This is a genomic window from Pseudomonas sp. AC247, assembly GCF_979258015.1.
The window spans coordinates 665,261-690,167 of the sequence record NZ_OZ409829.1; the positions used below are offsets into that span (position 1 = coordinate 665,261).

Consider the following 24,907-nt stretch of genomic DNA (forward strand, 5'->3'; position numbering starts at 1 on the left):
GCAAAACTGCGACATAATGCAAATCTTTCGCATTATGTGTAAAGGGTTGTGGCTGGAAATATTTCTTATTTACGTAGATCAAAAGATCGCAGCCTTCGGCAGCTCCTACAGGGGAACGCATTGCAAATGTAGGAGCTGCCGCAGGCTGCGATCTTTTGACTTTTAAAGAATGGCCGCGTTACTGCGTTGCGCCTGTTTGAGGTAGGCACTCAACTCACGCGCCGGCAGCGGCTTGCTGTAGTGGTAACCCTGACCTTCGTGGCAGCCTTCGGAGATGATGTAGCTTTCCTGCTCGGCCGTCTCCACGCCCTCGGCAATCACCTGCATGCCAAGGCTTTTGCCCAACTGAATGATCGCGCGAACGATGGTCGCATCGTCGTCGTCATCGAGCAGGTCCTGCACGAAGCTCTTGTCGATCTTGATCTTGTCCAGCGGCAGGCTTTTCAGATAGCTCAGCGATGAGTAGCCGGTGCCGAAGTCGTCGATGGCGATCAGTGCACCGGAGCGACGCAGGCTCAGCAGGTGCTGGGCGGCAGTGCTGATGTCTTCCATCAGGCCGGTTTCAGTGACTTCCAGTTCCAGGCTGCGCGGCGGCAAGCGGTACATCTGCAGCAGGTTATTGACCACCCGTGGCAGCTCGGCGTGGTGCAACTGCACGGTGGAAAGATTCACCGCCATGCGCAGATCGGCGAAACCCTGATCGTGCCATTCGCGCAATTGCTTGCAGGCCTGATCCAGCACCCACTCGCCAATCGCGATGATCGTGCCGTTCTGTTCCGCCAGCGGAATGAACAAGTCCGGCGGCACCAGGCCGTGTTCCGGATGCTGCCAGCGAATCAGCGCTTCGACGCCGACCACGCGGTGATCGCGATAGCTGATCTGCGGTTGATAAACGAGGTAGAACTGATCGCGCAGCAAGGCATCGCGCAGGTCTTTCTCCAGTTCGCGGCGACGGCGCATCTCGCTGTCGACGCTGGCGATGTAGAACTGATAGCGGTTGCGCGAGCGGGTCTTGGCCAGGGTCATGGTCTGCTCGGCCTTCTGCAACAGCTTTTCGGTGCTGTCGCCGTCCTCCGGAAACAGAGTGATGCCGATGGTCGCGCGCAGGCGGATTTCCTGATCGCCGAGAGCGAACGGCGCCTCGAGGTCATCGAGAATGCTTTGCGCCAGTTCCGCTGCTTCGTAAGGCTGTTCGATATCCGCCTGGACCAGCGCGAACTGATCGCCACCCAAACGGGCGAGGGCGCCGAGGCGGCCGCTGTGGGCGCGCAGGCGATCAGCCAGCGCCAGCAACAACTGGTCGCCGGTCTGGTAGCTGAATTGTTCGTTGATGCCTTTGAAATCGTCCAGCCCTACACACAACACCGCGACCCGGCGTTGCAGCTTGCCGGCGTCGACCAGAATCTTGTCCAGTTGCTGCTGCAATTGCTGACGGTTCGGCAGGCCGGTGAGGAAGTCGTACTGGGCCATGCGCAGCAGGCTGTTTTCTGCTTCGTGGCGCAGATGGGTGTTGCGTTCGATCGACTCAAGCAACTGGTTGGCGGTGTTGATCCAGATCCCCAGTTCGTTTTTCTCGTGGCCCTTGAGCTGCGGAATCTTGTGTTCGCTGGGGCGGTCGGGGTTGATCTCGGTGAGGTGCTCGATGATCCGCGACAGCGGTTTGGTCAGCAGCCAGTGATAGACCAGATACAGCACCAGGCCCATGGCCAGTGCGCGCAACACGCCGGAAATGAAAATGATCACCGAACTGACGATAAACCCTTCGCCATAGGTGGCGGTGTCGAGGGTGATGCTTAAGTCGCCGTAATACTCGCTGTACGGACCGCGCCCCACCAGCTGCGTGGTGAAGGTGCGTTCCTGGCCGAGGATCAGGTCGGTCAGCCAGCGGCTGTTGGAATGCTGCAACTCGCGGGATTTTTGCGCGAGCATGGCTTCGTTGGGATGGCCAATGGAGGCCTGGCGCACGGCGTCGTCCTGGAACAGGCCTTCGATCACCTGCATGCCCATCTCCCGATCAAGGCTATAAACCGCCTGGGTCGAGGGGTCGCGGAACATGTCGAGGATGCGTTCGGCGTCGCCGGCAACCGCCTGACGCGTTTTGTAGGCATCGAAAACAATCTGCGCGCAGCTCAAGACTACGCCGACGATCAATGCCGACAGGAGCACGACCCGGAGCAACTTCACCGACAAGCTGTTCTTGAGTTCCAGCTTCAAAGGGTTATTCCTTAATCCGTGCGGGTAGCGTCAAGTTGCCATGAGTATTGGCAATCCCGTGTTGGCAGTCAAAGGGACAATCAGGCCGAGGATAATTAGCCTGTGGCGTTGGCCGAAATGCTGCTGTCTGGAGTATTAGCCCTAATCTGTACTATGTCGGTAGTTTCGACCCTCAACTTGAGCGCTTCGCAGCATTTTTTCCGCTGTTTTGATGTTAGCCCTCTGTACGGCGGCAGCAAGCCAAGGCAGTGGGAAAAAACCGAGCCCAATTTAGGAGCTGCCGAAGGCTGCGATCTTTTGATCTTCGGCGTACCTGAATACGCCAAAGATCGCAGCCTTCGGCAGCTCCTACAGGAAGTCAAAAGCGTTGAGTATTCGCAGGTTTCGGCCGTGCGTATGAATCACAGGCGTAAAAAAACCCGGCAAAAGCCGGGTTTTTTGACTGGCGCGCAGCTTAAGCGGTGAAGGTTTTGCCTTCGAACTGCTCAGCAACGAACTTCCAGTTGACCAGGTTCCAGAACGCTTCGACATACTTCGGACGAACGTTGCGGTAGTCGATGTAGTAAGCGTGTTCCCAGACGTCGCAGGTCAGCAGCGGGGTGTCGCCGCTGGTCAGCGGGTTGCCGGCGCCGATGGTGCTGGCCAGGGCCAGGGAACCGTCAGCCTTTTTCACCAGCCAGCCCCAGCCGGAACCGAAGGTGCCGATCGAGGTTTTGCTGAACTCTTCCTTGAACTTGTCGAACGAACCGAACGAAGCGTTGATGGCTTCAGCCAGCGCGCCGGTAGGTTGACCGCCGGCGTTTGGCGCCAGGCAGTTCCAGTAGAAAGTGTGGTTCCAGACCTGAGCGGCGTTGTTGAAGATACCGCCCGAGGAAGTCTTGACGATTTCTTCCAGGGTCTTGCCTTCGAACTCGGTGCCTGGCACCAGGTTGTTCAGGTTCACGACATAGGTGTTGTGGTGCTTGTCGTGGTGGTATTCCAGGGTTTCCTTGGAAATGTGCGGCTGCAGGGCATCGTGTGCGTAAGGCAGCGGCGGCAATTCGAAAGCCATGATGATTCTCCTAATCAGGTCTGTTGCGGTGAGCGCAAGGCCGATCACGGGCGGCCAGAAATGCACCGGCGAGTTTTTACTCTTTGCGGCGCAGGGTTCGGATCATAGCACCGGGGTTGCGGCTTAACCACGCAACAACTGTGTGGGATAGAGGTTCCAGAGCTGTTTGGAATAAATCACGACGCCAATATCAGTTGTCCGGCGACCGTGAACATCATCAACGCCACCACCAGATCGAGAATCCGCCAGGTGCTCGGCCGGGCCAACCATGGCGCCAGCCATGCCGCGCCTAGCGCAAGGGTAAAAAACCACAACAGCGAAGCACTCGCCGCGCCGACCACATAAGCTCCCGGCACCGATTGCTGCGCACCGAGAGAACCGATCAGCAGCACCGTATCCAGATAAACGTGCGGGTTGAGCAGCGTCACGGCCAAAGCGCTGAGCATTACCGCACGCAACGAACGCACTGTCTGGTTTTCACCCTGATCCAGGCTCTGTTTCGAACAGGCCCGACGCAGCGCCTGGCTGCCGTACCAGATCAAAAACGTCGCGCCGCCCCAACGGGCAATCGCCAGCAATGTCGGGTTCTGCGCCAGAACCGTCGCCAGGCCGAATACCCCGGCCGCAACCAACAGCGCATCACAGACCACGCACAATGCCGCCACCGGCAGGTGATGTTCACGGCGCAGGCTTTGCGCCAATACAAAGGCGTTCTGCGTACCGATCGCCATGATCAGCCCCAACGCCACCAGCAAGCCGTTCACATAGCTCTGCCACATAACCATTACTCCGCGTTGGCTGCGAGATCGCGCAGCACTTGCATGGCGCGTTCGGCGTCGGCCTGACCGACGAACAAATGGTCGTGGTAGTAACCGGCGATCACGTTGCAACTGATCCCGGCCTTGCCCAATGCCGTGGCAAATGCGGCGGTAAGGCCGACGGCTTCCAGCGCCGAGTGCACGTTGAGGGTGATCCACGCGGCGACATAGTCGAAGCTGAAACCGGCCTGTTCGGCGTGGGAACGTTCGACAATCAGCGTCAGGCCTTCCTGTTCGCGGAAGCTGCCGACGATCTCCAGGCCATTGGGCATCTGGCCGTCACGCAGGGTGCAGAACACGTATTCGCCGGCGTTGAGTTGCGGGCTCATGCTGCGCAACAGGGTTGTGAGTGAAGTTTCGCCAGCCATTGAAGTGGTCCTTGGTTAAGAGTGCTTGCTGGCTATTCTCCGGGCGAAACCTGTATAAGAAAAACCAATAGTGCTGATCGCTCATTAGGAAAACTGATGTTCGACTACAAATTGCTTTCCGCTCTGGCCGCCGTGGTCGAGCAGGGCGGATTCGAACGGGCCGCGCAGGTATTGGGCTTGTCACAGTCGGCGATCTCCCAGCGGATCAAACTGCTTGAGGCGCGGGTCGGCCAACCGGTGCTGGTGCGCGGCACACCGCCGTCGCCCACCGAGATTGGCCGGCGGCTGCTCAACCATGTGCAACAGGTGCGTTTGCTTGAGCGCGACTTGCAGACCCTCGTGCCGGCATTGGACGAAGAGGGCCTGCCCGAGCGCCTGCGCATCGCGCTGAACGCCGACAGCCTCGCGACATGGTGGGCGCAGGCGGTGGGGGATTTCTGCGCCGAGCAGCATTTACTGCTTGACCTGATCGTCGAAGACCAGACCGTCGGCCTCAAGCGCATGCGCGCCGGTGAGGTCGCCGCGTGCCTGTGCGCCAGTGAACGGCCGGTGGCCGGCGCACGCAGCGTGTTGCTCGGTGCGATGCGCTATCGCGCGCTGGCCAGCCCGGCGTTCATCGAACGGCATTTCCCTGATGGCGTGCGCGCCGAACAACTGCCGCGCACGCCGGCGCTGGTGTTCGGCCCGGACGATTTCCTGCAGCACCGCTACCTGGCGTCGCTGGGCGTCGATGGTGGCTTCGAGCACCATTTGTGCCCGTCCTCGGAAGGTTTTATCCGCTTGACCGAGGCCGGACTGGGCTGGGGCCTGGTGCCGGAACTGCAAGTGCGCGAGCAGTTGCAACGCGGCGAATTGCGCGAACTGTTGCCAGATAAACCGATCGACGTGCCGTTGTACTGGCATCATTGGCGCAATGGCGGTCAGCTGCTGGGGTTGCTGACCGAGCAATTGGTGCGTTCATCCGCGCAATGGTTGGTGCCGTTGGACTGACGGCCAGCGTCAAGACACACGAATCAGGCAAAACGAAAGACATCGGAGCTTTACATGAAAATTCTGGTCACCGGCGCAAGCGGCTTCATTGGCGGGCGCTTTGCGCGTTTCGCCCTGGAGCAGGGCCTGGACGTGCGGGTCAACGGTCGCCGGGCCGAGAGCGTCGAGCATCTGGTACGCCGTGGCGCCGAATTTGTGCCCGGCGATCTGACCGATCCTGATCTGGTGCGCGAGCTGTGCTCCGACGTAGAAGCCGTGGTGCATTGCGCTGGCGCCGTCGGCCTGTGGGGCCGTTATCAGGACTTTCATCAGGGCAACGTGCAGGTCACCGAAAACGTCGTCGAAGCCTGCCTCAAGCAACGCGTGCGCCGTTTGGTACACCTGTCTTCGCCGTCGATTTATTTCGATGGCCGCGATCACCTGGGCCTGACCGAAGAGCAAGTGCCAAAACGCTTCAAGCATCACTACGCCGCGACCAAATACCTGGCTGAGCAAAAAGTCTTCGGCGCGCAGGAATTCGGCCTCGAAACCATCGCCCTGCGCCCGCGTTTCGTCACTGGTGCCGGCGACATGAGCATCTTCCCGCGCCTGCTGAACATGCAGCGCAAGGGCCGGCTGGCGATCATCGGCAATGGCCTGAACAAGGTCGATTTCACCAGCGTGCAGAACCTCAACGAAGCCATGCTCAGCAGTCTGCTGGCCGCCGGCTCCGCGTTGGGCAAGGCTTACAACATCAGCAACGGTGCGCCAGTGCCGTTGTGGGATGTGGTCAATTACGTGATGCGCAGGATGGAAGTCCCACAGGTCACCCAGTACCGGTCCTACGGGCTGGCCTACAGTGTCGCCGCGTTGAATGAAGGCGCTTGCAAACTCTGGCCGGGGCGTCCGGAGCCGACGCTGTCGCGGCTGGGCATGCAAGTCATGAAGAAAAATTTCACCCTCGACATCAGTCGCGCCCGGCATTATCTGGACTACGATCCGAAAGTCAGCCTATGGTCGGCGCTGGATGAGTTCTGCGCGTGGTGGAAAGCTCAGGACATTCGTTGAAACGATTCGGCCCGGCGGCAATGAACCGCACCGCCCGTTGGGGGTCAATCCCTGCGGCTGCGGCGGTTATACTTCGCAGCATTTAGCCATCACCGCGTTTCACAAAGGTTGCCTCAATGTCCATGCGTAATGATGCCCACGACGATTTCGACGATGTCCCGAGCCTGCGTGCCGACACCTTCGACGACGATGACATTCCGACCACTGCGCGCACCTCCGTGCACTCGCGCACGCCACCGGTGGTCCAGGTCAAAGCCGCGAGCACCGGGCCGCTGTGGGCATTGGTCGGCGCGTTGTTCTTTGCCTTCATCGGCTTGGCCTGGTGGAGTTTCCAGCAGATTTCGCTGATGGAACAGCAACTGGTCGCGACCCAGGAAAGCTTTGCGCGCATCAGTGAAGAAGCGGCGGGGCGCCTGCAGGACATTTCCGGCAAGGTCGTGGCCAGCCAGAGCAACGTCACCAGTGACAGCGAAGCCCTGAAGCTGCAGATCAAACAGCTTGAAGGCAAGCTGCTCGATCAGAGCAAACAGCAGCAGGGCGTCGCCGGTCAGGCCAGCGATCTCGATAAGCGCCTGGCGCAGATGACCGCGCAAACGACCGAACAACAGAACGCCAGCACCCAGTTGCAAGCACAGGTCAAAGCCTTGAGTGCGGAGCTGGCGACGGTGAAAAGCACCCCGGCCGACACCAGCAAGGTCGACGCGCAATTGAAGTCCTTCGATGCGCAGTTCAAGAGCCTTGGCGCCGATATTGCCGCGTTGAAGAAACAGGGCAATCCGAGCGCGGCGATTGATCGTCTGGAACAGGACATCGTCGTCCTGAAAAGTCAGCAGGACAACCGCCCGGCAGCCCCGCAGGGTGGCGGCAATACGGCTGAGTTCGACGCGTTCCGTGGGCAGATGACGCGCAATATCAACACCTTGCAGGCGCAGATCCAGAACTTGCAGCAGCAAATAAATTCCCGGCCATAACTCAGATCACTTAATGCGGGGAGCCTTTGTGGTGAGGGGATTCATCCCCGATGGAGTGCGGAGCGCTCCCCTGCATTTCTCCAGCAATACCGATTGCTCAGTTTTTGGGGCTGCTTCGCAACCCATCGGGGATGAATCCCCTCACCACAGAAATCTCCTTTGTCACAGGAAGATGCGGCAATCTCTCGATTCATCTTCAACCTCCGTCTAACGCCAACCCGTCTACGCTCTTGAAACACCAACAGGAACGAGGGATGCGTCATGGGGTTTGTGCATAAATTCGCCTGGCTCTGTTTGCTGTTACTGGCCGGATTCGGCCAGGCCAGCGCCGCGACCGCCGCAAAAGATGACAGCCAGGCCGCCATCGCCTTGCTGGAAAAAGCGCTGGCCTACTACCACGACAACGGCGACAAGGCCTTCGCCGCGTTCAGCCGCCAGGGCGAGTTCGTCGACAAGGATCGTTATGTATTCGTGGTCGACACCAAGGGCGTGATGCTTGCCAGCGGCGGGCCGTCTTCAGCGCTGATCGGCCGTGACGTCAGTGAAGTGCTCGGGCCGGATCTGCAAAAGGCCTTCAAGGAGGCGTTGCGGGTGCCGGAAGGCAATGGCATTCAGCAAGCCGAATACCGCTGGCAGAACCAGGCGGATGGCAAGGTCGAGCGCAAGCATGTGTTCTACCAGCGCATCGGGCAGCGGATTCTGGCGGTTGGCTATTACCTGCCGCGCGCCTCGGCCGAGCAGGCCAAGGCCCTGCTGGACAAAGCCGCGACCGATCTGAGCAAGGATGAGAAGGGCACGCTGATGGCGATCAACTCGCTCAAGGGCGGGTATTTGCAGGATGACTTGTATGTGTTCGTGGTCGATCTGAACACCCAGCGCTATGTCGCGCATGGCACCAATTTGCGGCTGGTCAATACCGACTTTGGCAAGGTCAAGGATCCGGAGGGCAAACCGGTCGGCGAGCCGATTCTGGCGCTGATCGGCAAGCAGGATGACGGCGAGTATGAGTATCGCTGGAAGAACCCGGTCACCGGCAAGGTCGAGGATAAACATGCCTACCTGAAGAAGGCTGGGCATTTTCTGGTGGCGGTCGGTTATTACAGCCCTTGAAGATTAAAAGATCGCAGCCTGCGGCAGCTCCTGCATGATTATTGCCCTGTAGGAGCTGCCGCAGGCTGCGAACTTTTGCTGTGTTATTTGGCGCCGTGCTCACGCCCGCGCAGCAGGCTGTTAGGCATCGCAATCGCCGCCGCGAGCCCGAGCAAAGACACCGCCGCACTCACCCACAGCAAATGGCGGAATGTCACCAGCAACTCGGCGCGCAAGGCATTCTGTGCATCCCCCGGTGCTGCGTTCAAACCATCAAGCAAGACGTTGCCCGAATGCCCCTCGCTCATCAGCGAACTGCTCGCCAAATGGGCGAAACTTGAATCCTGCAACAGCGCCAGCAGCAGCGCCGACATCAACGCCACACCCACCGCGCCGCCCAGTGAGCGGAACAGGTTGGTGGTGCTGGTGGCCACGCCGATGTCGCGCTGCTCCACCGAGTTCTGCGTGCCGACCAGCGAGGTCGGGAACTGCATGCCGCTGGAAATGCCGCAGAGCAACATGAACAAGCCGCTGATCAAAGTCGCCTCGGGTGGACTGAATGCCATGCCGAGAATCGAGATCGGCATCAGCAGCGCGCCGGTCAGAATCTGCGGTTTGTAGCGCCCGGTGATCGACGTGCGACGCCCGGCGAAATAGGCACCGATCGGCAGGCCCATCGCCAGCGGCAGCAAGTGCAACGCCGCGCTGTCGGCGCCGGCACCGGTGACGGTCTGAAAGCGCAACGGCATCAACACGATCAACGAAATCGCCTGGAAACTGGTGAAGAAAATCGTGCACCAGCACAGCAAGGCATTGCGGTTGGCGAACAGGTGCATCGGTAGCAACGGTTCACGCGCACGGCGCTCGTGCCAGACAAATACCGCCAAAACCACCACCGCACACGCGAACAAGCCAAGCACTTCGCCGCTGCGCCACGAATGACCCTGGCCGACCTGAGTAATGCCCAGCAGTAGTGCCGTCAGGCCAATGATCATCAGCAGGGTGCCGAGATAATCGATGACCGGTTTGCGCTGCGGAATCGGCAGGCCGCGCAAGTTGCGCCGTGCCACCCAGTAAGCGCCGAGGCCCAGCGGCAGGTTGATCAGAAACACCCAGCGCCACGACAGGTATTCGGTCATGTAACCACCGAGCACCGGCCCGGCGACGCTGGCCACCGCGTACATGCTGCTGAAGTAACCCTGATAGCGCCCGCGTTCACGCGGCGGCACGATGTCGCCGATGATCGCCTGACTCACCGAAATCATCCCGCCGGCGCCGATGCCCTGAAGGATCCGCGCCAGCACCAGTTGCTCCATGCTTTGCGCCATGCCGCAGAACAGCGAAGCGAGGGTGAACAGGCCCATGCCGAACAGCATCAGTTTGCGCCGCCCGTACAAGTCGCCGAGCTTGCCGTAGATCGGCACGGCCACGGTCATCGCCACCATGTACCCGGAAATCACCCAGGCCAGCAGGCTGACGTCCTTGAACTGAGCAGAAATGGCCGGCATCGACACGGCGACGATGGTCTGATCCAGCGCACCAAGAAAGATCGCCATCATCAGCGCGACCAGCACGCTGCGAATGGCCGGTTTGGGCGTTTCGGGATGATTGAGATTGGTCACGGGCAAAACCTGCGGGCAGTGAGAGTCCCGCAGATCGTCAGGCGAGCGGGGATGCTCGCCAGTGTAAGTCGGTAGCAGGCTATTCGATAGCCTCATAAGGAAGTCCGACGTAATTTTCTGCAATGGTTTTTCGGCCCGCTTCTGAACTGACAAAGTAGTCCAGTTCCGAGGCACTGATGCGCTGGCTGAACGCATCGTGATCGTCGAAGCGGTGCAGCATCGAGGTCATCCACCAGGAAAACCGTTCGGCTTTCCACACGCGGCGCAGGCAGATCTCCGAGTATTTATCCAACAGCTCGGTGCGACCGTCGCGGTAAACCTTCAGCAGAATATTGAACAAGGTGCTGACGTCGCTTGCCGCCAGATTAAGACCTTTGGCGCCAGTCGGGGGCACGATGTGCGCCGCGTCACCGACGAGGAACATCCGCCCGTACTGCATTGGCTCGACGACAAAACTGCGCAGCGGCGCAATGCTTTTTTCGATGGACGGGCCGGTGACCAGTTGCTCGGCCAGCGACTCAGGCAAACGACGTTTCAACTCATCCCAGAAGCGTTGATCGCTCCAGTCATCGACGTTTTCCTCGGCCGGCACTTGCAGGTAATAGCGGGTGCGCGTTGCCGACCGCATGCTGCACAAGGCAAACCCGCGCTCGTGGCGGGCGTAGACCAGTTCCTCATGCACCGGCGGCGTGTCGGCAAGAATGCCCAGCCAGCCGAACGGATAAACCCGTTCGAACACCTTCAAGCATTCAGCAGGAATCGACTGCCGCGCGACCCCGTGGAAACCGTCGCAACCGGCGATGTAGTCGCAATCGACGCGCCAGGTTTCGCCGTCCTTTTCGAAGGTGACAAAAGCTTCGTCGCTTTTCATGCCGTGGGGAACGACATTGCTCGCTTGATAAATTGTCGACGCGCCGGCCTCCCGACGAGCGGCCATCAGGTCGCGGGTGACTTCGGTCTGGCCATAGATCATCACGCTCTTGCCGCCGGTCAGCGTATGCAAATCGATGTGTACTTGTTGCCCGTTGAGGGCCAGGTCGAAACCGTGGTGAACCAGACCTTCAGCGTCCATCCGCTGACTCACCCCAGCCTGACGCAACAGCTCTACCATGCCTTGTTCAAGCACGCCGGCGCGGATACGCCCGAGCACATAGTCGGGGGCCTGACGTTCGACAATGAGAGTGTCGATGCCGGCGTTGTGCAGCAACTGACCGAGGAGCAAACCGGACGGACCGGCGCCGATGATGGCGACTTGGGTTTTCAGCGTTTTCATTGTTTTTATAACTCGCAAGCTTCACGCGGCAATCGCCGCTGAATGATTTTTATGGATCGAGTGCTTGCATTTTTCCCTTGCGGGTCTGTCAATTGAAGGTGAAAACTGAGCCGATACCTGTACATTCTGCCAATCGGTGCGATTATCGCCCGCAAACCCCGAGGCCTGGATTGAAGTGATGAACAAGCCTGACCTGCCTTCGATTCCGGTGTTCAAGCTCTACGGTGAAAGCCTGGACTGGCCAACCCCTGACTTGCTGCACTGTGAAACCATTTCCTCCCGCAGCCGCGAACATCAATGGGAAATCAAACCCCACCGCCACGCCGATTTGTGCCAATTACTCTTCGTTTTCAAAGGTCAGGCAGAGCTTGAAATCGAAGGGCAACGCACGCAGCGCAAGACACCCGCCATTCAAGTCCTGCCACCGCTGTCGGTGCACGGCTTTCGTTTTTCCGAGGACGTTGAAGGATTCATCGTCACCCTCGCCACACCGCTGATCAACCATTTGCAGGCGCAACTGGGCGACGCGGTGCATGCGCTTGCCCAAACCGAAAGTTACCCGGCAGGCGCGGACGGCGAATACCTGAACAGTCTGTTTTGTGCGTTGCAGGCCGAATACAACGGTCATCAACCGGCGCGGGAAATGCTCATGCATGCGCTGGTCAGCGTGATCATGGTCTGGGTCAGTCGCCAGGCGATTGTTCGGCATAACGCCAGCCAACGGCCGCAGCGTCAGCGCGAGTACCTCAACGGTTTCATTCAACTGGTGGAGGAGACTTATCGCCAGCACGTGAAGGTCGAGGACCTGGCGCATCGATTGGGGATTTCGGTATCGCACCTTAACGGCACGTGCCGGGAGCTGGCGGGGCAACCGGCGTTGCAGATCATGCACGAACGCCAGTTGCTGGAAGCCAAGCGCCTGCTGACGTACACCAGCATGACCATTTACGAGATGTCGGAATTGCTCGGTTTTTCCGATCCGACCAACTTCACACGGCTGTTCCGGCGCAGGGTCGGGATCTCACCAAAAGCCTTCCGCGATCGACTGAAGGCCGAACAGTAACCTCAAAGCCGCTGCAAAAAATGTGGGAGCTGGCTTGCCAGCGATAGCGGTGGTTCAGTCACCTTAAATGCTGAATGTCAGACCGCAATCGCTGGCAAGCCAGCTCCCACAGGTTTTGTGTCAGCCTCAGCGCAGGGCATTCAGCGTGGCATTGTGCGGAATGCAGCGCTCGAAATTGCAGCTCGCGTATTCGCGCGGCAGCTGTCGCAGTTGCTCGACCCGCCAGGCAGCGGTGCCGTACAGCGCCAGCGTGGCGGCGCAGGTGATGAAAATCGCGAAATACCTTCTTGTTTTGATGTTCATGGCGTTCACCTCTGAACGAAATACCCTGCGGTATTACTTTCAGCATAGAACAAGATCAAAAGATCGCAGCCTGCGGCAGCTCCTACATGGATCCGTGTAGGAGCTGCCGCAGCTGCGATCTTTTGACTTTTAAAATCCCACATCCCACGCCGGGGTCTCGGGAAACCGCTGCACCAGAAAATCCAGCAGGCTGCGCAGCGCCGCCGGCATGTGTTTGCGTGAGGCGTACACCGCGTAGATGTTCAGTTGCCGTGGTTCCGCTGCGGGCAGCAGGCGCACCAGTTCACCGCTGTGGATATGCACGCCGGCCTGGTACGTCGGCAGCATCGCCACGCCCGCGCCGGCCAGGGTCGCGCGCAGCAGAGTGCTCGCTTCGTTGGCGCTGATATTGCCCTGCACCGGCACGGACACCGGCTCGCCGTCTTCCTCGAAATGCCACAGGCTCTTGCCGAAATACGAGTGCGTCAGGCAGTTATGCCGGCTCAATTCCTCGACCCGTTGTGGCGCCGGGTGTTCTTGCAGATACGCGGGCGCTGCACACACCACTGAGCGGCACACCGTCAGGCGCCGGGCGATCAGGTTCGGATCAAGATCGTTGCTGGTGCGAATCGCCAGGTCGATCCGTTCATCCACCAGGTTCACCGTGCGATCGAGCATTTGCAGATCAATGCTCACCCCCGGATAGCGTTTGACATACGCAGCCACCGCGTCGGCCAGTTGCGCCTGGCCGAACGACGTGCTGACGCTGATTCGCAGCAGCCCGCGCGGTGCGTCGTCGGGTTCGCTGACGGCGGCCTGCATGTCGTTCGACAGTTCGATCATCTGCCGACAGCGCGGGAGGATTTCACTGCCAGCGGCGGTCAGGCTCAACTTGCGTGTGGTGCGGTGCATCAGGCGTGCGCCGACCCAGTCTTCCAGCTCCGCCAGATAACGTGAAACCACCGGACGTGAGAGGTCCAGTTGGTCGGCGGCGGCCGACTGACTGCCCAGGTCCACCACGGTGACAAACACTCGCATTGCTTGGAGACGATCCATGATTTGCCCGCTTTCAGAAACAAACTATGTTCAAGCATCGCATTTTTTGTACTGAGTCAGGCAACTAAGCTGTGTTTCATCGCCAAGCAAGGCATTCGCACACCGGAGCAACAGATGATCGGTTTCACCACACTCAAACGCGTTCTGCTCGCCACCGCTTCACTGGGTTTCGCCGCGCACGCAGCGGCGGCCAATTTGACCCTGGACGTTTACAACCCAGGCGCCAATGCGATTTTTCCGGTGACATCGGTGCTGGTCAGCGGCGAGAAAGACGCGATTCTGGTCGACGCACAGTTCGGCAAATCCCAGGCCGAACAGGTGGTGGAGAAGATCCGCGCCAGCGGCAAGCAACTGACCACCATCTACATCAGCCACGGTGACCCGGATTACTACTTCGGTCTCGATACCCTGACCCAGGCTTTTCCGAATGCCAAGGTGCTGGCGTCGCAACCGACCGTCGATCACATCAATAAAACCGTGGCCGGGAAACTGGCGTTCTGGGGCCCGAAAATGGGCGCCGACGTGCCGGCGAAAACCATCGTCCCAGGTGTGCTCAAGGGCGACACCCTGATGCTTGAAGGGCAGAAATTGCAGGTGGTCGGCCTTGAGGGCAAGCAACCGGATCGCAGCTTCGTGTGGATTCCGTCGCTCAAAGCTGTAGTCGGTGGCGTGGTAGTGGCCGAGAACATTCACGTGTGGATGGCTGACACGCAGACCGCGCAATCCCATGCCGACTGGCTGCAGACGCTGCACGCGATCGAAACCCTGAAGCCGAAAACCGTGGTGCCGGGTCACTATCTGGGTGACAGCGGCCGCTCGCTGGCCAGCGTGAAATTCACCGCCGACTACATTAAGGCATTCGACGCAGAAACCGCGAAGGCCAAGGATTCTGCTGCGCTGATCGCCGCGATGAAAAAGCGCTACCCGACGCTGGGTGAAGAGAGCTCGCTGGAGCTGAGCGCGAAAGTCGCGAAGGGTGAGATGAAGTGGTAACCCGCTCCATCTGAATACTGAGGTTTCAAGGATTGCTGATTGCCTTTGTGGCGAGGGGATTTAGCGAATCGTCGCACCGCCCCGATCGGCTGCGCAGCAGTCGCAAATCCTGAGAATGCGGTTTCACAGGAAAAAGCAGGGGAGCGCTTCGCACTCCATCGGGGATAAATCCCCTCGCCACAAAGTTTCCTCAGCACAGGGAATATCTTCACTCAATAGATATGTGCCTCATTTGAAACACTCAAGCCAACTGGAGAACGTCATGAGCAAGATCGCAATCATTGGTGCCACCGGCCGTGCCGGTAGCCAACTGCTGGAAGAAGCCCTGCGTCGCGGTCATAGCGTCACCGCCATCGCCCGCGATACTGCGAAGATCGGCGCCCGTGCCGGTGTCGTCAGCAAGAATGTCGACGTGCTCGATTCGGCGGCACTGCAAGAAGCGCTCGCCGGTCACGACGTGGTGATCACCGCGGCGCATTTCGCTACTGTTCCTGCGAGCGCCATCGTTGGGCCGGTGAAGCAGGCGGGTGTAAAGCGTTTGTTGGTGGTCGGCGGTGCCGGCTCGCTGTTGCTGCCGGACGACTCCCGGGTGATCGACAGCGCCGGTTTCCCGGCCGAGTACAAGACCGAGGCCAGCGCCGGTGCGGCGTTTCTTGATGCGTTGCGCCAGGAAAAAGAGCTGGACTGGACCTTCCTCTCGCCATCGGCGGAATTCGTTGAGGGTGAGCGCACGGGCAAATTCCGCGTCGGCCAGGATCACTTGCTGGTGAGCGCCGAGGGCCGTAGCTGGATCAGCTTTGCCGACTATGCGATTGCACTGATCGACGAAGTGGAAACACCAAAGCATTCACACCAACGCTACACCGTCGGCTACTGACACATCCCCCTGTAGGAGCTGCCGAAGGCTGCGATCTTTTGATCTTGTTTTTGATTTTAAAAAACCAGGATCAAAAGATCGCAGCCTTCGGCAGCTCCTACAGGGGATTTGTGTTTAGCGGGTGTGGGCTTGTTCTGTCAGCCAGATCATTAGTTCTTCGAGCGGTGGCGACGGCTCGGTTCCTGGTGGCAACACCACGTAGTACGCCAATCCTGTTTTCACTTTCAAAGCAAACGGCATCACCAGCCTTCCTGCGCGCAAGTCATCGCCGATCAACGACCAGTCCCCGATCGCCACCCCCGTGCCGTGCGACGCCATCGACATCGCCTGATCCAGCGTTTCGAAATGCTGGCCGCTGCTGATGTTGTTCAACTGCAGCCCGGCTGCGTTCAGCCACACCGACCAATCCTGAATATCGTGCGTCGGATGAAGCAACAGATGCTGCTGCAGATCCGCCGGTGCATTCAGCGCCGGTGAACCCTTGAGCAGCAGCGGTGAACACACCGGCGTCAGTTGCTCATCAAACAAGTGCAACGCGCCCGGCGAGTTATCGGGCGGCGCGCCGTAGATCACCGCCGCATCGAATTGCTCACGCTGAAAATCCACCCCGTGTTGCAACGAAGCCGTGAGTTTTACCGGCACGTCCGGGCGTTCTTTCTGCCATTGCAGCAAGCGCGGCAGCAGCCAGCGCATCACGCAACTGGGCGCCTTGAGTTGCAGGGTTTTGCGTTGTTGGCCGATCTGCTCGGTCGCTTCGCTGATCAGCCCGAAGATTTTTTCCACGCGCGGTAACCATTCACGTCCCTCGGCGGTCAGCGCCAAACCTCGGGCCAGACGGATGAACAGCGGATAACCGAGATGCTCTTCCAGCCCGGCGATCTGCCGGCTCACCGCGCCTTGGGTGATGTGCAACTGCTCGGCGGCACGGGTGAAGTTGCAGCACTGCGCGGTGATCAGAAAGGTGTGCAGGGCGGACAGGGGCGGCAGGCGCTTCATGGCGATCCAAGGTATGACGTGAGGACATGGCTAGTATGACTTTTAATCGATTGTTGCGGCTACCTGCCGACCGTTCAATGAGCCCATTAAAGGGCTTTATGTAGGAGTGAGCCTGCTCGCGATACCGGTAGATCAGTCACTGCGATGTTGGATGTGATGACGCTATCGCGAGCAGGCTCACTCCTACAAAAAGGCACGGTGTATTCAGCGAGCAGAAGGGCAATCGACATGGCGACGTGTGGCGAAGTACTGGTCAAGTTACTCGAAGGTTATGGGGTCGAGCAGGTGTTCGGCATTCCCGGGGTGCACACCGTGGAGCTGTATCGCGGGCTGGCGCGTTCGAGCATTCGTCACGTCACCCCTCGGCATGAGCAGGGCGCCGGTTTCATGGCGGACGGCTACGCGCGCACCGCTGGCAAACCGGGTGTGTGCTTTATCATCACCGGCCCGGGCATGACCAACATCACCACCGCCATGGGCCAGGCCTACGCCGATTCGATCCCGATGCTGGTGATCTCCAGCGTGCAATCGCGCAGCCAATTGGGCGGCGGGCGCGGCAAGCTGCATGAGCTGCCGAACCAGAGCGCACTGGTTTCCGGTGTCGCAGCGTTCTCGCATACCTTGATGTCCGCCGCTGAATTGCCAGTGGTGCTGGCGCGTGCGTTTGCCTTGTTCCAGGCTGGTCGTCCACGTCCGGTACACATCGAAATTCCGTTGGACGTGCTGGTCGAAAACGCCGATGACTTGCTCGCCAGTGTGCCGGTCAATATTGACCGCGCCGGTGCTGCGCCAAGCGCAGTCAAGCGCATGAGCGAATTGCTCGCCGGTGCCAAACGTCCGCTGATTCTCGCCGGTGGCGGGGCCATCGACGCAGCACCGGAGCTGACCAAGCTCGCCGAGCTACTCGACGCTCCAGTGGCGCTGACCATCAACGCCAAAGGCATGCTGCCGGGCAGCCATCCGCTGCTGATCGGTTCGACCCAGACGCTGGTCGCCACACGTGCATTGGTCGCTGATGCCGATGTGGTTCTGGCCATCGGCACTGAACTGGCCGAGACCGATTACGACGTCACCTTCGCTGGCGGTTTCGAGATTCCCGGCAAACTGCTGCGCATCGATATCGATGCCGACCAGACCGTGCGTAACTACCCGCCGCACCTGGCGCTGGTGGCCGACGCACGCAACGCTGCACAGGCTTTGTTGAACACCCTGTCGCAGGAAAAACTCGACGAGCGCAGCAGCGATTGGGGGCAGGCCCGCGCCGGCAAACTGCGCGCTGAACTGGCCGCGAGCTGGGACGCGCCGACCCTCGCACAAACCCGTTTCCTCGACACCGTACTCGATGAATTGCCGAACGCCGTTTTCGTCGGCGACTCGACGCAACCGGTGTACACCGGCAACCTCACGTTCAACCCGGATCACCCGCGCCGCTGGTTCAACGCCTCGACCGGTTACGGCACCCTCGGCTACGCCTTGCCGGCCGCGATTGGTGCGTGGCTCGGTGGCCAACTCGACCAGGGCGCGCGGCCTCCGGTGGTGTGCCTGATCGGTGACGGCGGGCTGCAATTCACCCTGCCGGAACTGGCCAGCGCGGTCGAAGCGCGGGTGCCGGTGATCGTCCTGTTGTGGAATAACCAGGGTTACGAAGAGATCAAGAAATACATGGTCAACCGCGCCATCGAACCGGTGGGTGTGGACATCTACACCCCGGATTTTGTCGCGGTGGCCAAGGGCCTCGGCTGCGCGGCTGAAGCGATCAGCAGCATCGAACAACTGCGCAGCGCGTTGCGTTGTGCAAGCGATCGTCAGGGCCCGACCCTGATTGAAATCGACCAAACCCAATGGATGCAGGCGGTGGCGCAATGATCAGTTTCCCAACCACACTCGATGGCCTCTACATCAACGGCCAATGGTCGGCGGGTGGTGAACACTTGCGCGTGATCAACCCGGCCACCGAAGCGCTGCTGACCACGGTCAATGGCGGTGACGAGCACGCGGTCGAGCAAGCCGTCGCCGCTGCCAGCGAAGCGTTCAAAACCTGGTCGCAAACCACTGGCGCCGAGCGCGGCGCGATTCTGCGCAACATCGCCAATGGCGTGCGCGACGGCCGCGATCATCTGATGAAGTTGCAATCGAGCAACAACGGCAAACCGCAATTCGAAGCGGCCATCGATGTCGATGATGTCATCGCCACCTTCGAGTATTACGCCGAACTCGCTGAAGGCCTCGACGCGAACCAGGACAGCAATGTGCCGCTGCCCAGTGATGATTTCAGCGCCCGTTTGCGCCGCGAACCGTGTGGTGTGGTCGGGCTGATCGTGCCGTGGAATTTCCCGATGGTGACCACCGCGTGGAAGCTTGCGCCGGCGTTGGCAGCGGGTTGCTGCGTGGTGCTGAAACCGTCGGAAGTGACGCCGCTGCCGGAGCTGGAACTGGCGGCGATCATTGCTGAATCGGGTCTGCCCAATGGTGTGTTCAATCTGGTTTGCGGCACCGGGCTGGCAGTCGGCGCGCCGTTGTCGGCGGACCCGCGTATCGCCAGGATTTCCTTTACCGGCAGCAACGCGGTCGGCGTGCAAGTGATGCAGCGTGCGGCGGAAACGGTGAAGGGTGTGAGCCTGGAACTGGGCGGCAAATCCTCGCTGCTGGTGTTGGCCGATGCTGATATCGATTTAGCGGTTGAGCTGGCCTGTGGCGGTGCGTTTTTCAACGCCGGGCAGATGTGTTCGGCCACCAGTCGCGTGCTGGTTGCTGATGAGCTGGAGGAAGAATTCCTCCGTCGGCTACAGAAGCGTGCGCAGGCGATTCGAGTCGCGGATCCGTTCGACCCTGAGGTGGAAATGGGCGCGCTGGTCAACCAGGCGCAGTACCAGCGAGTGCTTGGGCATATTGATCGTGGGCTGAGCGCGGGCGCGCGGTTGCTCTGCGGCGGCAATCGCCCGGCGGATCTGCCGCGCGGCTATTTCTTGCAGCCGACGGTGTTCACCGATGTGCCATTGGACAGTGCGCTGTGGTGCGAAGAGATTTTCGGGCCGGTGGTGTGTGTGCGCAGTTTCAGCAGCGAAGCCGAGGCGATTGCGCTGGCCAATGACACACCGTTTGGCTTGGTGGCGAGTGTGGTGACGGCGGATGCTGTAGCGGCGGATCGCGTGGCCAATGCGTTGCAGGCGGGGATGGTGTGGATCAATGCGCCGCAGGTGATTTTCCCGCAGGCGGCGTGGGGCGGGTACAAGCAGAGCAGTATTGGTCGCGAGCTGGGGCCTTGGGGATTGGCGGCGTTTCAAGAGATCAAGCATGTGATTCGCGCGATCTGATCCAGAGTTTTTTTCGTCTGAACTGGCCTCATCGCGAGCAGGCTCACTCCTACATTGGGCGGGTGTACACCTGACCCTGTAGGAGTGAGCCTGCTCGCGATAGGGCCGTAAGCCCAATGACATTCCGGATCAGACCGACAGCCGCAACCGCGCCAGATCCCGCAACGGCGGCGCACCAAACAACCGGCTGTACTCGCGGCTGAACTGCGACGGACTTTCATACCCCACCCGATACCCCGCTGCCGAAGCCTCCAGCCCCTCGGCCAACATCAACCGCCGCGCCTCCTGCAAACGCAGCTGCTTCTGATATTGCAACGGACTCATCGCCGTCATCGCCTTGAAGCGGTGATGCAAGGTCGACACGCTCAGGTTCACTTCTTTGGCCAGATCATCAATGCGCAGCGGCTGTTCAAAATTACCGTTAAGCCATTTGATTGCCTGGCTGATGCGATGGCTCTGGCTGTTGGCAATCGCGATCTCATACAAACGATGGCCCTGCGGACTGCGCAGCAGGCGATACAAAATCTCCCGGCGAATCAGCGGCGCAAGCATGGCGATGTCTTTCGGTGCGTCGAGCAAACGCGCCAGACGCAGCACCGCATCGAGCATCGAACTGTCGATCTGCTCGACATACAAACCGCGCCCGGTCGGCCGCGTCGGTACGCCCATCGGGCCGGCGTCGGCAATCAGTGCGGTGATTTCGGCGGGGTCGATATCGAGGCGCACGGCGAGGATCGGATCCTCCGGCGACACGTTGACCACACGCCCACTCAACGGCATCGAAACCGAGACCACCAGGTAATTCAGCGGGTCGTAATTGAAGTACTCATCGGCCAGCCGCACCTCTTTGCGTCCCTGCGCCATGATGCACAGCGCCGGTTGCGCGAGCACTGGGGCAAAGTCATGGGATTTTGTGTGGCGTGACATGTACAGCGAACCGATGGCGGTCTCGTAGCTACCATCGTCCGTGGTGTTGCGGCGGATGATCGCCGCCAGTTCCGCGCGCTGTTTTTCCATGTCAGCGCTGGGTTCGGCTTGAAAACGATCGAATGACGTCATGCACGGCATCCTCGGCAAGGGAGGTGGAATGGAGCAGAGCATATGTTTGTGCAAGCGCGAGCGGTAGACACATCCTGCGAAATGCTTGCCTGATTCTGCACCGCGCTATTGCTCAACACCGACGCGACGCCGGACTGTAGGAGCTGCCGAAGGCTGCGATCTTTTGATTGTTGTCTTTAAGGTCAAAAGATCGCAGCCTACGGCAGCTCCTACAGGGGATGTGTGTGAACTCAGGTTCAGGCAAGTCTCGCAGGATTGTGCAACGCGACGGCAGGAATCGACTAACGGCACTCAGCGCCTGGCCCTTAACCTTTGATCCTGTCGCAGCCCGTCCCCCGGCTGCCACGCGACTCCCTGGGAGGGTTGAACATGTCCAAGCAGATTCCCGTCAGTCATATGGCTTTTGTTCGAGCGCGCGCCGGGCGTTCGGCGGAACTCGGTGTACGCCTGAGCGCGTTGATCGAGCCGTCCCGCGCCGCCCCTGGTTGCCTGAGCTTCGCCTTGCAGCATTCGCAGTGTGATCCCGAGTTGTGGCTGGTCAGCGGGTTCTGGAGCAGCCAGCAAATGATGACCCACTACTTCAACAGCCCGTCGATGGAAATCTTCGCCGAGCTGGTACAGGAACTGGTGGTCAACAGCCTCGATTTCCACACCTTTAAAGACGTGTCGGCCGCGCAAGCCCTTGGTCAATGCCCGGCGCCGGTACACAAACTCGCCGGTTGAGGGTTTAATGTCCGGCTTAATCTGTCTGAGCCGGGATCTGTGACATGGCACGTAAAGAGTTCGAACACTTCGAAGCAGTCTCCGCAGTCGTTCCCGTCGAGTTAGGCGGCAACAAGGGCTATCACGCGGCAATCGCGGTCAAGGCCCTGGTCGATGGCGGCGCACCACGCTTTCACAAGCTGCTGAATGATCAGGTGTTCCCCGGCGCCATTGCTGCCGACGAGGCTGCGATCAATGAGCTGGATAAACTCAAGGGCGTCACTGACGACGCCGAGTTGATCTGGTAACGCGTTACTTGTTGGCGCCTGGACGCCACATCTTGAACAGGGCTTCAGGTCCCAACTGGAAATAATCCGCCGGCCCGCCGCCACGCAGAATCGGTTCTGCTGCGGCGGTGTCGTAAATGCCGTCCTTCAACAGCCACTTGGCGATATGCACGGCGACCACTTCGCCGAGGATCAGCCAACTCGGCACGGTTTCGCCATCGGCGCGCTGCAACTGAATGATCTGCGTGACCTTGCACTCGAAGGACACCGGGCTTTCGGCCACGCGCGGCACCGAAATCACTTTTGACGCCACGGTCGTCAAGCCTGCCAATTCAAACTCGTTGACCTCAGGCGCGACCATTGCGCAGCTCTGGTTCATCTGCTCGGCCAGCGGGCGGGTGGCGAGGTTCCAGGCGAATTCTCCGGTCTGCTCGATGTTGTTCAGGCTGTCTTTGCGCCCGACGCTGGAAAAACCAATGATCGGCGGAATGTAGTTGAAGGCGTTGAAGAAGCTGTACGGCGCCAGGTTCAACTGGCCTTGGGCATCCTGTGAGGAAATCCAGCCGATGGGGCGCGGGCCGACGATGGCGTTGAACGGATCGTGGGGCAGGCCGTGGCCGTTGGCGGGTTCGTAGAAATGGATGTCATCGGGCATGGCGGGTGATCCTGAGGCTGCGTTCTGAAGAGAGCCATAGTGCAAGGCCGCCCCCCATATTTCCAGCCAAACAAAAATCCCCAGAAATGACTAAGCCCGGCCGAAGCCGGGCTGTGCGCTTTACAGCAGGGGGTTAGCTGATGGCAGCGGATTGCGTGCGGTCATAACCGTCGGCGGCAAAGGTCGCGGAGCCGGTGCGATCGTAGCCATCTTCAGCGAAAGTTGCGGAGCCGGTACGGTCATAGCCGTCTTCAGCGACCGTGGCGGAACCGGTGCGGTCGTAACCGTCGGCGGCAACGGCGGAACCGGTGCGGTCATAACCGTCGGCAGCGAAGGTGTTGGCGGCCAGTACGGACAGGGCGAAGGCGAGGATCAGTTTGGTTTTCATGTCGGTTACTCCGGATTCGTTGGCGGGTGTGTCTTGCATGGGTTTCATGCTACGCCAACTAAATTGATTAAAAAGCGCAAAATAATGCTAAAAACAATCGATTAACTTGATGTTAAGGGCGACGCATTCAAATCGCTTTCGTCGTCGCAGCGAACGTCGCGCAGGTAATCGATCAGGTAGGGGCAGGATGCTTCGCCAGCATTAATTCGCGATTAATCACGAGTTGGCGTGGGTGACGGATTGTTCATGCAGGGCTGAATAATGCGGCGACCGCAATCGCGAGCAGGCTCACTCCTACAGGGGAACGCATTCCAAATGTAGGAGTGAGCCTGCTCGCGATAGGGCCAACACAGCCACCGTTGCAGTGGCTGTGAAATCACGATCAGTCAGTGACGATCCGCGAGTGCTTCTGGGTGTCTTTCATGGTCACGTACACCAACAGCGACACCGCGATGCACGCCGTGACATACCAGTAGTAACCGGTTTCCATGCCGATGCTCTTGAACCACAGCGCGATGTATTCGGCAGTGCCGCCGAAAATCGACACGGTCAGTGCGTACGGCAGGCCGACGCCCAGTGCACGGATTTCAGTCGGGAACAGTTCAGCTTTCACCACCGCGTTGATCGAGGTGTAGCCGCTGACGATGATCAGCGCCGCCATGATCAGGAAGAACGCGCCCCACCAGGTCTGAATGGTGTGCAGGGTCATCAGGATCGGCACGGTGAAGATCGTGCCCAGCACGCCGAAGGCGATCAGGATCGGACGACGACCGATCTTGTCCGACAGGCCGCCGATGATCGGTTGCAGGCACATGAACAGGAACAGGGTCGCGGCGGAAATGGTGGTCGAGTCGGAAATGCTCATGCCGACGGTGTTCACCAGGTATTTCTGCATGTAGGTGGTGTAGGTGTAGAACGCCAGCGTACCGCCCATGGTCAGGCCGACCACGGTCAGCAGTTCTTTGGGGTGACGCAGCAAGGTGCGCATGGCGCTTTCCTTGGCTTTTTCTTTCTTGGTGAACGACTCGGTTTCTTCCATGCCGCGACGCAGGTACAGCGCCACCACTGCGCACAGCGCGCCGATGGCAAACGGAATACGCCAGCCCCACGCGTACAGCTCTTCAGTGGTGAGGAAGTTCTGCAGCACGATCAGCACGCCGAGGGCGATGAGCTGGCCGGAGATCAGGGTCACGTACTGGAAGCTGGAGAAGAAACCGCGACGGTTCTTGGTCGCCATCTCCGACAGGTAGGTCGCCGAGGTGCCGTACTCGCCGCCGACCGACAGGCCTTGCAACAGACGGGCAAAGATCAACAGGATGGGTGCGCCGATGCCGATGGTTTCATAACCGGGGCTCAGGGCGATGATCAGCGAGCCGAAGCACATCAGGTAAACCGAGGCCATCAGCGCTTTTTTGCGGCCGACCTTGTCAGCGTACAGGCCCATCATCCAGCCGCCGATCGGGCGCATCAGGAAGCCCACGGCGAAAATCGCAGCGGTGTTCAGCAGTTGAGCGGTGGTGTCGCCTTTAGGAAAAAAGGCTTTAGCGAAGTACAACGAGAAGGCGGCATAAACATACCAGTCGTACCACTCGACCATGTTGCCGACGGAGCCGCTGAAGATCGATTTGATCCGGCTGGCGGTGGTTCGTTCTTTGGCGGGCACGGCAGCCGACCCAAGGGGCAGGGCGTTGGAGTTATCCATTGAAGGATCCTTCGTTTAATTGTTTTTGTGGAGCGCGTTGAAACGCAGCCTGCGTGGGCTATAGCAGGAGCTGTGCCAACGGGGAGAGGG

The 24,907-nt window shown here is 59.8% G+C and carries 25 protein-coding genes; 12 read left to right on the forward strand and 13 right to left on the reverse strand.

Annotated elements, in window-relative coordinates; all coding sequences use genetic code 11:
• Window positions 1-162: 162 nt before the first annotated feature.
• Entirely contained in the window at window positions 163-2,214 is a 2,052-nt protein-coding gene (locus tag ACZZ0B_RS03175; protein ID WP_158833764.1) for a putative bifunctional diguanylate cyclase/phosphodiesterase, read from the reverse strand.
• A 102-nt stretch (window positions 2,215-2,316) separates the two neighbouring features.
• On the opposite strand from ACZZ0B_RS03175, the gene ACZZ0B_RS03180 reads away from it, so the two are divergent.
• Window positions 2,317-2,679: a hypothetical protein gene (locus ACZZ0B_RS03180; RefSeq protein ID WP_463544357.1), complete on the forward strand. Its 363-nt coding sequence runs from the start codon at window positions 2,317-2,319 to the stop codon at window positions 2,677-2,679.
• Here the strand turns inward: ACZZ0B_RS03180 and ACZZ0B_RS03185 are convergent.
• From ACZZ0B_RS03185 to ACZZ0B_RS03195, 3 genes are all read right to left on the reverse strand, one after another.
• Window positions 2,669-3,265 carry a superoxide dismutase gene (locus ACZZ0B_RS03185; protein WP_008085479.1) on the reverse strand — a complete coding sequence of 199 codons (597 nt, stop codon included), beginning with the start codon at window positions 3,263-3,265 and terminating at the stop codon, window positions 2,669-2,671. The two genes, ACZZ0B_RS03180 and ACZZ0B_RS03185, sit on opposite strands and share 11 nt — an antisense overlap.
• A 176-nt stretch (window positions 3,266-3,441) precedes the next feature.
• The gene (locus ACZZ0B_RS03190) at window positions 3,442-4,044 is read right to left on the reverse strand and encodes a LysE/ArgO family amino acid transporter (protein WP_008085477.1); all 603 of its coding nucleotides are present in this window, start codon (window positions 4,042-4,044) and stop codon (window positions 3,442-3,444) included.
• A 5-nt stretch (window positions 4,045-4,049) separates the two neighbouring features.
• Window positions 4,050-4,451, reverse strand: a complete 402-nt coding sequence (locus ACZZ0B_RS03195; RefSeq protein WP_463544358.1) for an ACT domain-containing protein — start codon at window positions 4,449-4,451, stop codon at window positions 4,050-4,052.
• 96 nt (window positions 4,452-4,547) lie between these two features.
• Here ACZZ0B_RS03195 and ACZZ0B_RS03200 point away from each other — a divergent pair, with 96 nt between their 5' ends.
• The 4 genes from ACZZ0B_RS03200 (at window position 4,548) to ACZZ0B_RS03215 (ending at window position 8,569) form a co-directional block, all read left to right on the forward strand.
• Window positions 4,548-5,441 (forward strand): LysR family transcriptional regulator ArgP, encoded by an 894-nt coding sequence (locus ACZZ0B_RS03200; RefSeq protein WP_008085475.1) that lies wholly within the window; start codon window positions 4,548-4,550, stop codon window positions 5,439-5,441.
• Between the two features lie 54 nt (window positions 5,442-5,495).
• Window positions 5,496-6,488: an NAD-dependent epimerase/dehydratase family protein gene (locus tag ACZZ0B_RS03205; protein ID WP_008085474.1), complete on the forward strand. Its 993-nt coding sequence runs from the start codon at window positions 5,496-5,498 to the stop codon at window positions 6,486-6,488.
• A 116-nt stretch (window positions 6,489-6,604) separates the two neighbouring features.
• Window positions 6,605-7,459, forward strand: coding sequence for an ATPase (locus tag ACZZ0B_RS03210; protein ID WP_440094563.1), 855 nt, complete (start codon window positions 6,605-6,607; stop codon window positions 7,457-7,459).
• Between the two features lie 261 nt (window positions 7,460-7,720).
• Window positions 7,721-8,569: a cache domain-containing protein gene (locus ACZZ0B_RS03215; protein WP_463544359.1), complete on the forward strand. Its 849-nt coding sequence runs from the start codon at window positions 7,721-7,723 to the stop codon at window positions 8,567-8,569.
• An 83-nt stretch (window positions 8,570-8,652) separates the two neighbouring features.
• Here ACZZ0B_RS03215 and ACZZ0B_RS03220 read toward each other — a convergent pair whose 3' ends face one another.
• On the reverse strand, window positions 8,653-10,170 hold the full coding sequence (locus tag ACZZ0B_RS03220) for an MDR family MFS transporter (RefSeq protein ID WP_045123245.1): 1,518 nt from the start codon (window positions 10,168-10,170) through the stop codon (window positions 8,653-8,655).
• Window positions 10,171-10,249: 79 nt separating this feature from the next.
• Window positions 10,250-11,443, reverse strand: a complete 1,194-nt coding sequence (pobA, locus tag ACZZ0B_RS03225) for a 4-hydroxybenzoate 3-monooxygenase (protein ID WP_463544360.1) — start codon at window positions 11,441-11,443, stop codon at window positions 10,250-10,252.
• A 178-nt stretch (window positions 11,444-11,621) separates the two neighbouring features.
• Here pobA and ACZZ0B_RS03230 point away from each other — a divergent pair, with 178 nt between their 5' ends.
• Window positions 11,622-12,506, forward strand: coding sequence for a helix-turn-helix domain-containing protein (locus ACZZ0B_RS03230; protein ID WP_463544361.1), 885 nt, complete (start codon window positions 11,622-11,624; stop codon window positions 12,504-12,506).
• Window positions 12,507-12,632: 126 nt separating this feature from the next.
• Here the strand turns inward: ACZZ0B_RS03230 and ACZZ0B_RS03235 are convergent, their stop codons facing one another.
• Together ACZZ0B_RS03235 and ACZZ0B_RS03240 are read right to left on the reverse strand one after the other, a co-directional pair.
• A complete protein-coding gene (locus ACZZ0B_RS03235) occupies window positions 12,633-12,809 on the reverse strand; it encodes a hypothetical protein (protein ID WP_008085463.1) in 177 nt (58 codons plus the stop codon).
• Window positions 12,810-12,938: 129 nt separating this feature from the next.
• Window positions 12,939-13,844 carry a LysR family transcriptional regulator gene (locus tag ACZZ0B_RS03240; protein WP_202949190.1) on the reverse strand — a complete coding sequence of 302 codons (906 nt, stop codon included), beginning with the start codon at window positions 13,842-13,844 and terminating at the stop codon, window positions 12,939-12,941.
• Between the two features lie 114 nt (window positions 13,845-13,958).
• On the opposite strand from ACZZ0B_RS03240, the gene ACZZ0B_RS03245 reads away from it, so the two are divergent.
• Together ACZZ0B_RS03245 and ACZZ0B_RS03250 are read left to right on the forward strand one after the other, a co-directional pair.
• Window positions 13,959-14,837, forward strand: coding sequence for an MBL fold metallo-hydrolase (locus tag ACZZ0B_RS03245; protein WP_463544362.1), 879 nt, complete (start codon window positions 13,959-13,961; stop codon window positions 14,835-14,837).
• Between the two features lie 262 nt (window positions 14,838-15,099).
• On the forward strand, window positions 15,100-15,714 hold the full coding sequence (locus tag ACZZ0B_RS03250) for an NAD(P)-dependent oxidoreductase (protein WP_463544363.1): 615 nt from the start codon (window positions 15,100-15,102) through the stop codon (window positions 15,712-15,714).
• Between the two features lie 114 nt (window positions 15,715-15,828).
• On the opposite strand, the gene ACZZ0B_RS03255 is transcribed toward ACZZ0B_RS03250, so the two are convergent.
• Window positions 15,829-16,710, reverse strand: coding sequence for a LysR substrate-binding domain-containing protein (locus ACZZ0B_RS03255; RefSeq protein ID WP_463544364.1), 882 nt, complete (start codon window positions 16,708-16,710; stop codon window positions 15,829-15,831).
• A 228-nt stretch (window positions 16,711-16,938) separates the two neighbouring features.
• Between ACZZ0B_RS03255 and ACZZ0B_RS03260 the strand changes: the two genes are divergently transcribed.
• Window positions 16,939-18,576 carry a 5-guanidino-2-oxopentanoate decarboxylase gene (locus ACZZ0B_RS03260; protein ID WP_463544365.1) on the forward strand — a complete coding sequence of 546 codons (1,638 nt, stop codon included), beginning with the start codon at window positions 16,939-16,941 and terminating at the stop codon, window positions 18,574-18,576.
• Window positions 18,576-20,024, forward strand: a complete 1,449-nt coding sequence (locus tag ACZZ0B_RS03265; protein WP_463546906.1) for an aldehyde dehydrogenase family protein — start codon at window positions 18,576-18,578, stop codon at window positions 20,022-20,024. The genes ACZZ0B_RS03260 and ACZZ0B_RS03265 overlap by 1 nt, the downstream gene beginning before the upstream one ends.
• Window positions 20,025-20,153: 129 nt before the next feature.
• Here ACZZ0B_RS03265 and ACZZ0B_RS03270 read toward each other — a convergent pair whose 3' ends face one another.
• Window positions 20,154-21,083, reverse strand: a complete 930-nt coding sequence (locus ACZZ0B_RS03270; RefSeq protein ID WP_008087534.1) for an AraC family transcriptional regulator — start codon at window positions 21,081-21,083, stop codon at window positions 20,154-20,156.
• A 369-nt stretch (window positions 21,084-21,452) separates the two neighbouring features.
• Between ACZZ0B_RS03270 and ACZZ0B_RS03275 the strand changes: the two genes are divergently transcribed.
• Together ACZZ0B_RS03275 and ACZZ0B_RS03280 are read left to right on the forward strand one after the other, a co-directional pair.
• Entirely contained in the window at window positions 21,453-21,806 is a 354-nt protein-coding gene (locus tag ACZZ0B_RS03275) for a putative quinol monooxygenase (RefSeq protein ID WP_440094576.1), read from the forward strand.
• 44 nt (window positions 21,807-21,850) lie between these two features.
• Window positions 21,851-22,093: a hypothetical protein gene (locus ACZZ0B_RS03280; RefSeq protein WP_007960172.1), complete on the forward strand. Its 243-nt coding sequence runs from the start codon at window positions 21,851-21,853 to the stop codon at window positions 22,091-22,093.
• A 4-nt stretch (window positions 22,094-22,097) separates the two neighbouring features.
• Here ACZZ0B_RS03280 and ACZZ0B_RS03285 read toward each other — a convergent pair whose 3' ends face one another.
• The 3 genes from ACZZ0B_RS03285 to ACZZ0B_RS03295 form a co-directional block, all read right to left on the reverse strand.
• Window positions 22,098-22,727 (reverse strand): flavin reductase family protein, encoded by a 630-nt coding sequence (locus tag ACZZ0B_RS03285; RefSeq protein ID WP_008080446.1) that lies wholly within the window; start codon window positions 22,725-22,727, stop codon window positions 22,098-22,100.
• Window positions 22,728-22,860: 133 nt separating this feature from the next.
• On the reverse strand, window positions 22,861-23,115 hold the full coding sequence (locus ACZZ0B_RS03290) for a hypothetical protein (RefSeq protein ID WP_008080444.1): 255 nt from the start codon (window positions 23,113-23,115) through the stop codon (window positions 22,861-22,863).
• Window positions 23,116-23,497: 382 nt separating this feature from the next.
• A complete protein-coding gene (locus ACZZ0B_RS03295; protein WP_463544366.1) occupies window positions 23,498-24,817 on the reverse strand; it encodes an MFS transporter in 1,320 nt (439 codons plus the stop codon).
• Between the last annotated feature and the right edge of the window lie 90 nt (window positions 24,818-24,907).

Coding starts and splice junctions, on each gene's coding strand:
- ACZZ0B_RS03270 (WP_008087534.1), bottom strand. CDS start 21,083: ATGACGTCATTCGATCGTTTTCAAGCCGAACCCAGCGCTGACATGGAA.
- ACZZ0B_RS03200 (WP_008085475.1), top strand. CDS start 4,548: ATGTTCGACTACAAATTGCTTTCCGCTCTGGCCGCCGTGGTCGAGCAG.
- ACZZ0B_RS03295 (WP_463544366.1), bottom strand. CDS start 24,817: ATGGATAACTCCAACGCCCTGCCCCTTGGGTCGGCTGCCGTGCCCGCC.
- ACZZ0B_RS03230 (WP_463544361.1), top strand. CDS start 11,622: ATGAACAAGCCTGACCTGCCTTCGATTCCGGTGTTCAAGCTCTACGGT.
- ACZZ0B_RS03185 (WP_008085479.1), bottom strand. CDS start 3,265: ATGGCTTTCGAATTGCCGCCGCTGCCTTACGCACACGATGCCCTGCAG.
- ACZZ0B_RS03260 (WP_463544365.1), top strand. CDS start 16,939: ATGGCGACGTGTGGCGAAGTACTGGTCAAGTTACTCGAAGGTTATGGG.
- ACZZ0B_RS03275 (WP_440094576.1), top strand. CDS start 21,453: ATGTCCAAGCAGATTCCCGTCAGTCATATGGCTTTTGTTCGAGCGCGC.
- ACZZ0B_RS03255 (WP_463544364.1), bottom strand. CDS start 16,710: ATGAAGCGCCTGCCGCCCCTGTCCGCCCTGCACACCTTTCTGATCACC.
- ACZZ0B_RS03235 (WP_008085463.1), bottom strand. CDS start 12,809: ATGAACATCAAAACAAGAAGGTATTTCGCGATTTTCATCACCTGCGCC.
- ACZZ0B_RS03250 (WP_463544363.1), top strand. CDS start 15,100: ATGAGCAAGATCGCAATCATTGGTGCCACCGGCCGTGCCGGTAGCCAA.
- ACZZ0B_RS03285 (WP_008080446.1), bottom strand. CDS start 22,727: ATGCCCGATGACATCCATTTCTACGAACCCGCCAACGGCCACGGCCTG.
- ACZZ0B_RS03210 (WP_440094563.1), top strand. CDS start 6,605: ATGTCCATGCGTAATGATGCCCACGACGATTTCGACGATGTCCCGAGC.
- ACZZ0B_RS03245 (WP_463544362.1), top strand. CDS start 13,959: ATGATCGGTTTCACCACACTCAAACGCGTTCTGCTCGCCACCGCTTCA.
- ACZZ0B_RS03240 (WP_202949190.1), bottom strand. CDS start 13,844: ATGGATCGTCTCCAAGCAATGCGAGTGTTTGTCACCGTGGTGGACCTG.
- ACZZ0B_RS03190 (WP_008085477.1), bottom strand. CDS start 4,044: ATGTGGCAGAGCTATGTGAACGGCTTGCTGGTGGCGTTGGGGCTGATC.
- ACZZ0B_RS03280 (WP_007960172.1), top strand. CDS start 21,851: ATGGCACGTAAAGAGTTCGAACACTTCGAAGCAGTCTCCGCAGTCGTT.
- pobA (WP_463544360.1), bottom strand. CDS start 11,443: ATGAAAACGCTGAAAACCCAAGTCGCCATCATCGGCGCCGGTCCGTCC.
- ACZZ0B_RS03195 (WP_463544358.1), bottom strand. CDS start 4,451: ATGGCTGGCGAAACTTCACTCACAACCCTGTTGCGCAGCATGAGCCCG.
- ACZZ0B_RS03215 (WP_463544359.1), top strand. CDS start 7,721: ATGGGGTTTGTGCATAAATTCGCCTGGCTCTGTTTGCTGTTACTGGCC.
- ACZZ0B_RS03205 (WP_008085474.1), top strand. CDS start 5,496: ATGAAAATTCTGGTCACCGGCGCAAGCGGCTTCATTGGCGGGCGCTTT.
- ACZZ0B_RS03290 (WP_008080444.1), bottom strand. CDS start 23,115: ATGAAAACCAAACTGATCCTCGCCTTCGCCCTGTCCGTACTGGCCGCC.